This is a genomic window from Rhodanobacter sp. UC4438_H5 (assembly GCF_052978405.1).
Window position 1 is genome coordinate 3,062,407 of the sequence record NZ_CM129672.1, and the last position, 12,460, is coordinate 3,074,866.

The 12,460-nt window shown below is 69.1% G+C and carries 9 protein-coding genes; 3 read left to right on the forward strand and 6 right to left on the reverse strand.

What is annotated here, in order from left to right; all coding sequences use genetic code 11:
- The first annotated feature begins 154 nt into the window (after window positions 1-154).
- Window positions 155-1,915, forward strand: coding sequence for an SLC13 family permease (locus ACVCL9_RS14100; protein ID WP_447097658.1), 1,761 nt, complete (start codon window positions 155-157; stop codon window positions 1,913-1,915).
- A 102-nt stretch (window positions 1,916-2,017) separates the two neighbouring features.
- Here ACVCL9_RS14100 and ACVCL9_RS14105 read toward each other — a convergent pair whose 3' ends face one another.
- The gene (locus tag ACVCL9_RS14105) at window positions 2,018-2,989 is read right to left on the reverse strand and encodes a helix-turn-helix transcriptional regulator (protein ID WP_447097657.1); all 972 of its coding nucleotides are present in this window, start codon (window positions 2,987-2,989) and stop codon (window positions 2,018-2,020) included.
- A 147-nt stretch (window positions 2,990-3,136) separates the two neighbouring features.
- Between ACVCL9_RS14105 and ACVCL9_RS14110 the strand changes: the two genes are divergently transcribed.
- A complete protein-coding gene (locus tag ACVCL9_RS14110) occupies window positions 3,137-3,934 on the forward strand; it encodes a DUF481 domain-containing protein (protein ID WP_395120817.1) in 798 nt (265 codons plus the stop codon).
- A 118-nt stretch (window positions 3,935-4,052) separates the two neighbouring features.
- Here the strand turns inward: ACVCL9_RS14110 and hemC are convergent, their stop codons facing one another.
- Window positions 4,053-4,970, reverse strand: a complete 918-nt coding sequence (gene hemC / locus ACVCL9_RS14115; protein WP_447097656.1) for a hydroxymethylbilane synthase — start codon at window positions 4,968-4,970, stop codon at window positions 4,053-4,055.
- 136 nt (window positions 4,971-5,106) lie between these two features.
- On the opposite strand from hemC, the gene ACVCL9_RS14120 reads away from it, so the two are divergent.
- Entirely contained in the window at window positions 5,107-5,862 is a 756-nt protein-coding gene (locus tag ACVCL9_RS14120; protein WP_447097655.1) for a Bax inhibitor-1/YccA family protein, read from the forward strand.
- 156 nt (window positions 5,863-6,018) lie between these two features.
- Here the strand turns inward: ACVCL9_RS14120 and ACVCL9_RS14125 are convergent, their stop codons facing one another.
- From ACVCL9_RS14125 to ACVCL9_RS14140, 4 genes are all read right to left on the reverse strand, one after another.
- Window positions 6,019-9,072: an efflux RND transporter permease subunit gene (locus ACVCL9_RS14125; protein WP_447097654.1), complete on the reverse strand. Its 3,054-nt coding sequence runs from the start codon at window positions 9,070-9,072 to the stop codon at window positions 6,019-6,021.
- Window positions 9,073-9,081: 9 nt separating this feature from the next.
- On the reverse strand, window positions 9,082-10,242 hold the full coding sequence (locus ACVCL9_RS14130; protein WP_447097653.1) for an efflux RND transporter periplasmic adaptor subunit: 1,161 nt from the start codon (window positions 10,240-10,242) through the stop codon (window positions 9,082-9,084).
- A 94-nt stretch (window positions 10,243-10,336) separates the two neighbouring features.
- Window positions 10,337-11,833: an efflux transporter outer membrane subunit gene (locus ACVCL9_RS14135; protein WP_447097652.1), complete on the reverse strand. Its 1,497-nt coding sequence runs from the start codon at window positions 11,831-11,833 to the stop codon at window positions 10,337-10,339.
- Window positions 11,834-11,928: 95 nt separating this feature from the next.
- Entirely contained in the window at window positions 11,929-12,459 is a 531-nt protein-coding gene (locus ACVCL9_RS14140; protein WP_447097651.1) for a TonB family protein, read from the reverse strand.
- Window position 12,460: the final 1 nt, after the last annotated feature.

Sequence of the window (12,460 nt, forward strand, 5' to 3'; positions counted from 1 at the left end):
CCGGCAGCGACGGCGGGCGAACAGCTGCGCGGGTTAGTATGACCGGGGCCGTGGCGGCAAGCCGACGGCGACACTCCACGGAAACCTGCATGGCCCCATCCCGACCCACCGCGACGCCCCGCCCCGCCCGCCTGCCCGCGCCGAGGCGCGCTGCATGAACTGGCAGGCATGGGCCACGGTCGCGGTGATCGTGCTGGCGATGGCGCTGTTCGCCAGCGAGAAGCTGCGCATCGACCTGATCGCGCTGCTGGTGCTGGCGACGCTGGTGATCCTGGGCATCGTCACGCCGGTGGAGGCGCTCAGCGGCTTCAGCAACGAGGCGACGGTGACGGTGGCGGCGATGTTCGCGCTCAGCCTGGGCATCGAGCGCTCCGGCGCGCTCGATCCGCTGAGCCGCTGGCTGATGCGGATCAAGCGGCCGTGGGTGCTGACCCTGGCGCTGATGCTGGCGATCGCGCCGCTGGGCGCCTTCGTCAAGAACATTGCGCTGGTGGCCACCTTCCTGCCGCTGGCGCTGCGCGTGTGCCAGCGCACACACACCTCGCCCGGCCGCGTGCTGATGCCGATGGCCTACGCCGCGCAGATGGGCGGCGTGTGCACGCTGATCGGCACCTCCTCCAACCTGCTCGCCGACACGCTGGCGCAGAAGCACGGGATGGAGGCGTTCGGCGTGTTCGAGTTCACCCGCATGGGCGTGATCCTGGCGGTGGTCGGCATTGTCTACCTGATGCTGGTCGGCCGCTGGCTGCTGCCGCGCGAGATCGACACCCAGCTGCCGGTGCAGGAGGAGATCGGCAAGTACGTCACCGAGCTGGAGGTGACCGAGCAGTCCGCGCTGGTCGGCGGCAGCATCGCCGATGCGAAGCTGGGCGAGCGTTACGGCGTCTACCCGCTGGAGCTGCTGCGCGGCGAGCGGCGCATGTGGTCGCCGCGCAGCCAGGAGATCGCCGTCGGCGACGTGCTGCTGGTGCGCGGCGACTGGGGGAAGATCGAGGATTTCCAGCGCCGCGCCGGCCTGCGCAACGCGCCGGACCGCCGCTACGCCACCGGCGATGCCCGCTCGCGGGTGATGGTGGAGCTGATGATCGCGCCGGCCAGCCCGATGGAAGGCCGCCAGCTGGAGGAAACCGGCCTGCACTGGCGCTACGACGCGGTGGCGCTGGCGATCCACCGGCGCGGCCAGCTGCTGCGCGACAAGCTCAGCGACGTCAGCCTGGCGGTGGGCGACGTGCTGCTGGTGCTGGTCGACGACGAGGCGTTGTCCAACCTGCGCAACGACGAGGCCTTCATCGTGCTGAGCGAGCGCGAGGAAGCCCACCGCACCCCGCGCAAGGCGTTGTATGCCGCCGCGATCATGGTCGGCGTGGTGGTGGCCTCCGGCCTGCACTGGCTGCCGATCCCGATCGCGGCGATCTGCGGCGCGGTGGCGATGGCGCTCACCGGCTGCTTCGGCCGCAAGGACGTCTACGAGGGCGTGGACTGGAAGATCATCATCCTGCTCGGCGCGATCCTGCCGCTGGGCATCGCGATCGAGCGCAGCGGCCTGTCGGAAACGCTGGTGCAGATGGGGCTGGGCGTGGTCGGCGACCACGGCCCGCTGGCCGGCCTGCTGATGGTCTACCTGCTGACCGCCCTGCTCACCGAACTGATGGGCCACAACCCCTCGGTGGTGCTGATGGTGGGCATCGCCGTGTCGGTGGCCCACGCCATGCACGTGGACCCGCGCCCGTTCGTCGTCGCGGTCGCCTTCGCCGCCGCCACCTCGTTCGCCACCCCGGTCGGCTACCCCACCAACACCATGGTCTACTACGCCGGCGGCTACCGCTTCACCGACTTCATGAAGGTCGGCATCCCGCTGATCGCCATCTTCTGCGCGCTGTCGATGTGGTTGATCCCGAAGTTTTGGCCGTTCTAGAGCTGGGAATAGGGAATAGGGAATGGGGAATGGGGAATAGGAAGAGCAACGGCGTTCCGCGACCCCCTGCTTTCCCTATTCCCCATTCCCTATTCCCGGCAGTCAGGCATAGCCTGACAGCGCCAGCCGCAGCAGGATCTTCATCTCCTCGCGCAGCGGCAGCGGGGCGACCACTTCCGCGTCGGGGCCGTACTTGAGCACGTCCATCAACAACTCTTTCGAGTTGGAGTAGGGCAGCTTCAGCTCGTAGCGGCCGTCGCTCAGCCATTCGCCCTGCTGCTGCGAATGCCAGTGCTCGTCGGAAACCCAGCGCGCGGCGTGGGCGGAGAAGCGGATCGTGGCCCAGGCCTTGGGCTTGCCGGCGAAAATGCCGTAGCTGGAGGCGAGCAGTTCGTTGAGCTCGCTGTCGGTGACGTCGCGGGCGGGCGCGTCCTGCGCCTGCGCCTCGGCGATGCGGTCCACCGCGAAACTGCGCAGCGCCTCGCGGTCGTGGTCCCACACGTCGAGGTACCAGTTGTCGCGGTAGTGGGTCAGCCGCTGCGGGGAGACCAGCCGGCGGCTGTCGGCATTGGTGGTGCGTGCGCGGTAGCGGAAGCGCAGCTGGCGCCGTTCGAGCACCGCGCCGGCGACCACGCGGAACACTTGCTGGTCGAGCTTGCGCTCGCCCCACGGAATCACCCGGATGCGCTCGATCGGCAGCGCCTTGCCGCTTCCCTGGTGCGACAGCAGGCCCTCGATGCGCGCCTTGAACGGCGCCAGCGTGCCGGCGAGCACGCCGGGGCCGGAGCGGCTGATCAGTTCGTTGAGCGCCAGCAGCGAGGCCAGCTCGTCGGAGGTCAGCCACAGGCCGGGCAGCTCGAACTTCTCGCCTTCGCCGGCTTCGTAGCGGAATGCCGCCTGGTCGGTGCCGGCGCTCTCGATCGGCGCGCCCAGCGCATCGCGCAGGAACGCCACGTCGCGATACAGCGTGGCGCGCGAGCATTCCAGTTCGCCCATCAGGCGCGACAACGGCACCGGATAGTGCGCCGATTTCAGCAGGCGATGCAGCGTCAATATCCGTTCGTAGCGATCCATTCGGCACGTCTCGGGCGGGGCACGTCCTAGCATGGTGGCGGCCGTGGATGGCTGCAAGTCGCACGGCGGGCCGGCGCATTCACTGCGAGTTCAAGACGGCTGGCTAAGGTACGCTGTTACCAAACTTTAACAAACGGATATTCGGCAATGAACAAGACCCTGATCGGCGGCCTGCTGCTGGCCGGTTTCGCCAGCTTCGCCGCCCACGCCCAGGACACGGAAAATCGCGGCGGCTGGAGCGGTTCGGGCGAATTCGGTTTCGCCTCGTCCACCGGCAACTCGCGCTCGGAGAACATCAACGCCAAACTGGGCCTGAGCCAGGAAAACGACCAGTGGAAGAACAACTTCTTCGTTGACGCGCTGCGCTCCAAGAGCGAGCAGAAGATCGTCGACACCAATGGCAACACGATCGAGCAGTTCAACACCACCGCCAACCGTTACGATGCCGGCGCCTCGGTCGGCCTCAAGCTCGACACGCGCAGCTACATCGTCGGCGCGGCCCGCTACGAGCACGACGACTTCGGCGCCAACCTGTGGCAGGGCACGGTCTCGCTGGGCTACGGCTATATCGCGCTGAAGGACGAGCGCAACGAGCTGTCGTTCGAAATCGGCCCCGGCTACAAGCGCTACCGTCCCGCCGACACCCAGGTGCTGGTCGGCAACGTGCTGGTCGCCCAGCGCCAGCCCACCGAAGGCGAAGTGGTGGCCCGCGGCCTGGTCAACTACAAGTTCAAGCTGAGCGCCAACACCGCCTTCGAGGACACGTTCCTCACCGAAGCGGGCTCCAAGAACACCTACATCCAGAACGACGCCGGCCTGGCCGTCAGCATGACCAAGAAGCTGGCCCTGAAAGTGGGCTTCCAGGTCCGCTACAACAGCGACGTGCAGCCGGGCGTGAAGCAGACCGACACGCTGACCACGACGAATCTCGTGTACAGCTTCTGAGCGCCGGATGGGGAGTGGCACGGCGGGCACCGCCCGCCGCTCCCCCGCATGGGCGGTGGCGGGCACTGCCCGCCGTGGGTCGCTGCCGCATGGACTGCAGGAGCGTGACAGCGTCGGCTCACGTCCCCAGCAGTTTGCCCGCCCCTTGCGCGAGCAACGCCTGCGCCACCTGTCGACCGAGTGCCTCGGCCTTATCCGCCGGCGCGCTGCCTTCGGCGTGCAGCAGCTGGCCGCTGGCCGCGTCGCCGACGAGGCCGCGCAGGTGCAAGCCGTGGTCGCTGCGCATGCACCAGGCGCCGACCGGCACCGTGCAGCTGCCGCCCAGGGCGCGGTTCATCGCGCGCTCGGTGCTCACCGTGAGCCGCGTGTCGGCGTCGTCGAGCGCGGCGAGCAGGGCCAGCACCGCCGGATGCTCGTCGCGCGCCTCGATCGCGATGGCGGCCTGGCCCGGGGCGGGCAGCCAGTCCGGCGCGGCCAGTCGCGAGACGATGCGCGAGGCCAGGCCGAGGCGTTCCAGCCCGGCGCAGGCCAGCACGATCGCGTCGTACTGGCCGGCGTCGAGCTTGCCCAGCCGGGTGCCGACGTTGCCGCGCAGGTCGCTCAGCTGCAGATCCGGCCGCAGCGCGCGCAGTTGCGCCTGCCGGCGCAGCGACGAGGTGCCCACCCGCGCGCCCTGCGGCAGCGCGGCGAGGTCGGCGTAGTGGTTGCTGACGAAAGCGTCGGCGGCGTCGGCGCGGGGCAGGATGGCCGGCAGGGTGAAGCCGCTCTCGAGATCGGCCGGCACGTCCTTCAGCGAATGCACCGCCAGCTCGGCGCGGCCCTCCAGCATGGCCACTTCCAGCTCCTTGAGGAACAGCCCCTTGCCGCCGATGGTGGCCAGCGGCTGGTCGAGGATCTCGTCGCCGCGGGTGGACAGCGGCACCAGTTCCACGACCAGGCCGGGGTGCGCCGCGCGCAGCAACGCGGCGACGTGCTCGGCCTGCCACAGCGCCAGCGCGCTCTTGCGGGTGGCGATGCGCAAGGTGGAAAGGCTCATGGGAACTCCGCAAGAATCGGCAAGGTCTCAATTGTCGCGTAGTCGGCCACCACGGTGCAGCGTGGCGAATCGGCGCGGTGGCTGTCGCGACGGGCGCGGGCCGGCTACGATGACGTAAATTCCTGCGGAGTTCATCATGCAAAGCGGCAACCCGGCACTCAACAAGAACACCTTCCTCGACGCCGCCAGCGGTGCGGTGGTGGCGCATGGCGACGAGGTGATGACCCTCAACGGCACGGTCAACAAGACCGGCCTGCTGCTGATCCTGGCCATCGTCGGCGCGGCCTTCAGCTGGGGCCAGTTCAACGGCGCGGAGAGCCTGCCGACGATGGGCCCGCTGATGATCGGCGGCGCCATCGGCGGCCTGATCCTGGCCTTGGTCACCGTGTTCAAGAAAACCTGGGCGCCGGTCACCGCGCCGTTGTACGCGCTGGTGGAGGGCGTCTTCATCGGCGCGTTGTCGGCGATCTTCGAGATGCGCTACCCGGGCATCGTGATGCAGGCGGTGGGGCTGACCTTCGGCGTGATGGCGGCGATGCTGCTGGCCTATCGCAGCGGGCTGATCCGCGCCACCGAGAAGTTCAAGCTCGGCATCGTCGCGGCCACCGGCGGCATCATGCTGCTGTACCTGGCCAACTTCGTGATGGGCTTCTTCGGCCATTCGATGGGCTTCATCAACGGCTCCAGCGGCCTGGGCATCGCCTTCAGCGGCGTGGTGGTGGTGATCGCCGCGCTCAACCTGATCCTCGACTTCGACATGATCGAGCAGGGCGTGCATGCCCGCGCACCGAAATACATGGAGTGGTACGGCGCCTTCGCCCTGGTGGTGACCCTGGTGTGGCTGTACCTGGAACTGCTGCGCTTGCTGTCGAAGCTGCAGTCGCGCAACTGAGACAGCGGCGGGAGTGAAGAAAGTCGGCGGGCGATGTCCGCCGGCTTTTTTTGGGGCCGGGAAAGCGGCGGGCAGTGCCCGCCCTACACCGACGTATCGTCGCGTAGGGCGGGCACTGCCCGCCGGCTCTTGCTTTCCGGGCGGGGCTCTCTTCGTCTAGGCCACCAGCTCAGCGTCATCCCCCGGCTGTTCCGCGTGATGGTCCGCCGCCAGCAGCATGTAGAACGCGGGCACCACGAACAGGGTGAACACGGTGCCGATGGCCAGACCGGTGGAGATCACCAGGCCCATGTTGAAGCGGCCCGCGGCGCCGGCGCCGGCGGCGATAACCAGCGGCATCACGCCGAGCACCATCGCCGCGGTGGTCATCAGGATCGGCCGCAGGCGCACCGCCGCGGCGTGCTCGATCGCCTCGCGCTTGGACATGCCGGCGCGCTGCGAGTCGTTGGCGAACTGCACGATCAGGATGCCGTGCTTGCTGATCAGGCCCATCAGGGTGACCAGGCCCACCTCGGTGTAGATGTTGAGGCTGGTGAACAGGTTGACGAAGATCAGCGCCCCGAACAGCGCCAGCGGCACCGAGACCAGGATCACCACCGGGTCGCGCAAGCTGTTGAACTGCGCCGCCAGCGCCAGGAACACGATGATGACGGCGAACAGCAAGGTGCCGCCGAAGCCGCCGGATTCCTGCATGAACTGGCGCGACTGGCCGGCATAGTCCACGTTGTAGCCGCTCGGCGCCACCTCGTGCACCAGGTCGCGCAGGTAGGTCAGCGCATCGCCCTGCGACATGCCCGACACGCCCGAGATGGTGGCCGAGTTCAGCTGCTGGAAGCGGTTCAGCGACTGCGGCACCACCTCGTGGGTGACCTTGGCCACGGTGCCGGCCTGGATCACCGAGCCGTCCGGCACGCGCAGGTAGTAGTCCAGCACCTGCTCCGGATTCAGCCGGTCGGCCTGCAACACCTGCGGGATCACCCGGTACGAACGCCCGGCGATGGAGAAGTAGTTGACGTAGCCGCCGCCCAGCGCCGAGCCCAGCGCGGCGCCGACGTCGGCCTGGGTCAGGCCCAGCGTGGCGATCAGGTTGCGGTCCAGGTTCACCGTGGCCTGCGGCTTGTCGATCTTCAGGTCGGAGTCGATGAAATAGAACTTGCCGCTGGCCTGCGCCTTGGCCAGCACCGCGCTGGCCACTTCGTCGAGATTGTCGAACGGCTCGGTGGTGGTGATCACCACCTGGATCGGCAGGCCCTGCGCGCCGGGCAGCGGCGGAAACTGGAACGCCGCCACACGGCCGCCGGCGATGCCGTTCCATTTTTCCTGCAACACCTGCTGCAGTTCGTGCGCGCTGCGCTCGCGCTGGTCCCACGGCTTGAACACCACGCCGCCGATGCCCTGGTTCACCGTCGGCACGCCGGTCAGCTGGAACATCTGCTCGTACTCGGGCAATTCCTTGGCCAGCTCGAACATCTGGGTGGCGTAAACGTTCATCTGCTCGGCGGTGGCGTTCGGTGCGCCGACGATCTGGCCCACCACCACGCCCTGGTCCTCCTCCGGCGCCAGTTCCGATTGCGCAGTGACGCCCAGCGCCACCGTGGCCAGCAGCAGCAGGCCGGCCATCACGATCACCACCACCCAGGTCGACAGCACGTTGTGCAGCACGCGCTGGTAGCCGTGGTGCACGCGGTCGAACTGGCGGTCGATGAACTGCACGAAGCGACCGCCTTCCTGCCCGCTCGTGAAGAAGCGCGAGGTCAGCATCGGCGACAGCGTCAGCGCCACGATCGCCGACACGGTCACCGCGCCGGCGAGGGTGAACGCGAACTCGCTGAACAGCGCGCCGGTGAGGCCCTTCTGAAAGCCGATCGGCACGTACACCGCGATCAGCACCACGGTCATCGCCAGGATCGGCCCGCCCAGCTCGCGTGCGGCCAGCAGTGCGGCCTGCAGCGGGGTCTTGCCTTCCTCCTTCATGTGGCGGTCGACGTTCTCCACCACGATGATCGCGTCGTCCACCACCAGGCCGATCGCCAGCACCAGCGCCAGCAGGGTCAGCAGGTTGATCGAATAGCCCAGCACCAGCATCACGAAGAACGCGCCGATCAGCGCCAGCGGCATCGCGATCACCGGGATGATCACCGCGCGCAGGCTGCCCAGGAACAGGAAGATCACCAGGGTGACGATCAGCAGCGCCTCGACCAGGGTCTTGATGACCTCGTTGATCGAGCTGTTCACGAAGTCGGTGCCGTCGTAGACGATCTTGCCGGTCAGCCCGCTCGGCAACTGGTGCTGGATCTCGGGGAACGCATCGCGCACGCGCTGGGCCACGTCCAGCACGTTGGCGTCCGGCGCGACCTTGATGCCGATGAACACCGAACGCTTGCCGTTGAAGGCCACGTTGAAGTCGTAGTTCTCCGAGCCCAGCGACACCGTGGCCACATCCTGCAGCCGCACGATCGCGCCGCCGGACTGGCGGACCACCAGCTGCTTGAATTCATCCACCGTGTGCAGGCTGCTGTCGGTGGTCAGGTCCACCGTCACCGCCTGGCCCTTGCTGGAGCCGACCGCGGCGAGATAGTTGTTGGCCGCCAGCGCGGCGTTGACGTCGCTGGCGGTGACGCCGACCGCGGCCATCCTGGCCGGGTCCAGCCACGCGCGCAGCGCGAACTGGCGCGCGCCGAGCAGCTCGGCGGTCTGCACGCCGTCGAGCGCGTCCAGCTTCGGCTTGACCACGCGCGCGAGGTAGTCGGTGATGTTGTTGGTCGGCAGCACGTCGCTGTAGAAGCCGATGTACATCGCGTCGACCGTCTCGCCGGTCTGCACGTTCAGCACCGGCTGCTGCGCCTGCGGCGGCAGCTGGTTCTTCACCGAATTGACCTGGGTGGTGATCTCGGTCAGCGCGCGGTTGGCGTCGTAGTTGAGGCGCAACGTGGCGGTGATGGTGGACACGCCCGATACGCTGCTGGAGGACAGGTAGTCGATGCCCTGCGCCTGCGAGATCGCCTGCTCCAGCGGCTGCGTGATGAAGCCGGCCATGGTCGCCGCGTCGGCGCCGTAGTAGGCGGTGGTGACGGTGACCGTGGCGTTCTGCGTCTCCGGATACTGGCGCACGCTGAGGCTGCTGACCGCGCGGATGCCCAGCACCAGGATCAGCAGGCTGACGACGATCGCCAGCACCGGCTTGTTGATGAACGAGTCGGTGAATTTCATCGTGGCGGCTCAGTGTTCCTGCGGCGTGGGGTGCGCGCTGTCGGCCGGTTGCACCCGGTTGTCGACCTTGATCGGCGCGTCGTTCTTCAGCTTCACCTGGCCGCTGGTCACCACCTCGGTGCCGGCGGTGATGCCCTTGAGGATCGCCACCTGGTCGCCGCGCGTCTCGCCCACGGTCACGAAGGTCTGCTGCACCGTGGCCGGCAACGGGTGGCCCTGCGCGTCCTTGCCCTTGGACGGGTGCACCACGTAGACGGTGTCGCCGTAGGGGTTGTAGACGATCGCCGCCTGCGGCAGGGTCAGCCGGTTCTGGCGCCCGCCGAGATCGACCGTGAGCTTGGCGAACATGCCCGGGCTCAGCGCCTTGTCGGGGTTCGGCACGCTGGCCTCGACCCGCACGTTGCGGGTGCCGGGGTCGACCTTGGGGCTGATCGCGGTGAGCTTGCCGTCGAACTGGCGCCCTTCATAGGCATCCAGGTTCAGGTGCAGCGACTGGCCGACCTGCAACCGGCCCAGCTCGCTCTGCGGCACGTTGAAGTCGACCAGCAGCGGGTCCAGCTGCTGCAGCGTCACCAGCGTGGTGCCGGCGCTCACGTAGTCACCCGGGCTGGTCGTGATGATGCCGGCGCGGCCGGCGAACGGCGCGCGCAGCTGCTTCTTCGCCACGATCGCCTGCTGCTGCGCCACCGCGGCCTGGTTGGCCTTGAGCTCGGCCGCGGCGCGATCGTAATCGGCCTGGCTGATGGCCTGCGCCGCGAGCTGCTGGCGCGCGCGCTCGAAGGTCAGCTGCGACAGCTTCGCCGTCGCCTGCAGCTGCTCCAGCTTCGCCGTCTCGTCGCCGTCGCGCAGCTGCAGCAACAGCTGGCCCTGCTTGACGTCCTGGCCGGATTTCAGCGGCACCGCGGTGACCAGGCCGGAGGCATCCATCGCCAGCTCCGCGCCCTGCGCCGCGCGCAGCGTGCCGACCGCGTTCAGCGCGGGCTGCCACGGCTGCTCGCGGACGGTGGTGGTGCTGACCGTGGCCGGCGCCGGTTGCGGCATCGAGTGGATCATGCGCATCACCAGCAGCACCTTGATGCCGACGATCAACGCGATCAGCAGCAGCACGCCGCCGATCATCCAGAGCATGCGTTTGGTGGTGCCGGGTTTGTTGTCAACGCGCGTGGGCATGCGCGGGCTCCTGTGGGTGGGCATTGATTGATGCGATCCTCCCTGATCGCCAAAGATCAAAGAGCGGACATCCTGTCCGCACTCGTAGATAACGCTATGGCTTCTGGATGGCTGCCTCGGTGCTGGCGTCACCGCGCCAGCTGCCGCCGAGCGCGGCATACAGCGCAGCGGTATCGGCCAGCCGCGCGGTGCGTGCCTGGATCAGCGCTATGCGCGCGCGCTGGTGGTCACGCTGCGCCTGCAGCAGGTCGAGATAGCCGCTGGCGCCGACCCGGTACTGCCGCTGGGCCAGCGCCAGCCGCTGCGCGGCGGCGTCCTCGGCGGCGAGCTGGGCGGCCAGGCCGTCGGCGTCGTATTGCAGCGCCTGCAGCGCATCGGCCACGTTCTGGAACGCCACCAGCACGGTCTGCTGCCAGTCGGCCAGCGCCTTGTCCAGGCCGGCTTCGGCGGCGCGCTTGCGGTGGCGCAGTTCGCCGCCGTGGAACAGCGGCTGGGTCAGTCCCAGCCCCAGCGACCAGGCGCGGCTGCCGGCGGAGAACAGCTCGCCGACATGCGCCGTCTGCGAACCGGCGCTGCCGGAGAGAGTGATCTGCGGCAGCATCGCCGCGGTGGCCACGCCGACCCGCGCCGTGGCCGCATGCAGTTGCGCCGAGGCGGCGCGGATGTCCGGCCGCTGCGCCACCAGCCGCGACGGCAGGCTGACCGGGATGTCGCGCGGCAGCGCGATCGCATCCAGCGGCAGCGGCGACAACTCCAGTTGCGCCGGCGTGCTGCCCAGATAGGTGGCCAGCTGGTTGCGGGTGGCGGCAAGGCGTGCGCGCAATGGCGGCAAGGTGGCCTCGGTGGCGGCCAGCTCGCTGCGTGCGGCCAGCGTGGCGGCCAGCGAGGTCGCGCCGATCTGCTGCTGGCGCTCGGCAATGCGCACGCTGTCGCGCTGGCTGTCGGCGATCGCCTCGGTGGCGCGCACCTGCTCGCGCAGCGACGCTTCCTGCAGCGAAGCGGTGACCACGTTGGCGGCGAGCGTCAGCCAGGTGGCATCGGCCTGCGCCTGCTGCACGTCGGCCAGCGCCGCCTGCGCCTCGATGCCGCGGCGGGTGCCGCCGAACAGGTCGATGCCGTAGCTGACGCTGACGCCGGCGTTGTACACGGTTAGCGGCGCGAAGGCGAAAGTGTCGCCGAACGCGGCGCCGGATTGCTTCTGGCGGGTGACGCCGGCGTTCGCATCCACCGCCGGAAAGCGCACCGCGCCGGCGGCGCGGGCGTTCTCCTGCGCCTGGCGCAAGGCGGCCTGGGCCGCGGCCAGCGACGGGCTGTGGCGCAGGGCGGTGTCCACCCGGCGGTCGAGCTCGGCATTGCCGAACGTGGTCCACCAGTGCTCGGGCACTGCCGCGTCGACGACGAAACGCTGTGCTGCGCCGGCCACGCTGGCGGTGCCGGCGGGCAGCAGCTGCGCGGTATAGCGGTCCACCCGCGGCGCGTCCGGGCGGTGGTAGTCCGGGCCCACCGCGCAGCCGGCGAGGATCAGTCCCAGCAGCGCTGGCAACGCGCGCAGGCGCAGGGTCGGCGAGAAGCGGAGCAGGTCGCGGGGCACGGAGGGAAGCCTGGGCAGGGGAAGCCGGGCCGAGACATTAACAGACGATGGAGTTCAGATATATAGGTGAGAGGTCACCCGCGGCGATGCCGTCGTTACAGCATGCCGACGCGGCCGTCCTGCGAGGAGAAGCGCATCGGCAGCTCGCCGCTGAGGCCGTCCGGATGTCCCGGCGGCACCGCGAAACGCCAGCCCTGCACGCTGCGCAAGGCATGCGCGTCGAGGATCGGATCGCCGCTGGAGGCGACCACGCGCGTATGCAGCACGCGACCTTCGCCATCCACCCGCAGTTGCACGGTCAATTGGCCGTCCAGATGGCCGCGAACATCGTCCCAGCGTTCGGCCGCGGCTGGCGTGGCCAGCGGCTGCAGGCGTGTCGGCGCCGCCGCAGCTTGCGCGATGTCCACGCCAGTCTCCGCCGGCAGGGCGCGCTGGCGCACGGCCGGCACGATCGCATGGCGACGGTGCCGCAGCGGGCGGGCCGACGCCGGGCCATCGTGTGACGCGGCGATGCCGCGCGGCGCATCGGGCCAGCTGGCGGTCAGCGTGCTGAGCCAGCCGGTGCCGGCAATGCCGATGGCCAGGGCCAGGACGCTGAGGCCGGTGGTGGTGCGCAGTCGCAACATG

Bases quoted from the DNA above. Each gene is read 5' to 3' on its own strand.
- ACVCL9_RS14100 (WP_447097658.1), top strand. From the start codon at position 155: ATGAACTGGCAGGCATGGGCCACGGTCGCGGTGATCGTGCTGGCGATG.
- ACVCL9_RS14105 (WP_447097657.1), bottom strand. From the start codon at position 2,989: ATGGATCGCTACGAACGGATATTGACGCTGCATCGCCTGCTGAAATCG.
- ACVCL9_RS14110 (WP_395120817.1), top strand. From the start codon at position 3,137: ATGAACAAGACCCTGATCGGCGGCCTGCTGCTGGCCGGTTTCGCCAGC.
- hemC (WP_447097656.1), bottom strand. From the start codon at position 4,970: ATGAGCCTTTCCACCTTGCGCATCGCCACCCGCAAGAGCGCGCTGGCG.
- ACVCL9_RS14120 (WP_447097655.1), top strand. From the start codon at position 5,107: ATGCAAAGCGGCAACCCGGCACTCAACAAGAACACCTTCCTCGACGCC.
- ACVCL9_RS14125 (WP_447097654.1), bottom strand. From the start codon at position 9,072: ATGAAATTCACCGACTCGTTCATCAACAAGCCGGTGCTGGCGATCGTC.
- ACVCL9_RS14130 (WP_447097653.1), bottom strand. From the start codon at position 10,242: ATGCCCACGCGCGTTGACAACAAACCCGGCACCACCAAACGCATGCTC.
- ACVCL9_RS14140 (WP_447097651.1), bottom strand. From the start codon at position 12,459: ATGTTGCGACTGCGCACCACCACCGGCCTCAGCGTCCTGGCCCTGGCC.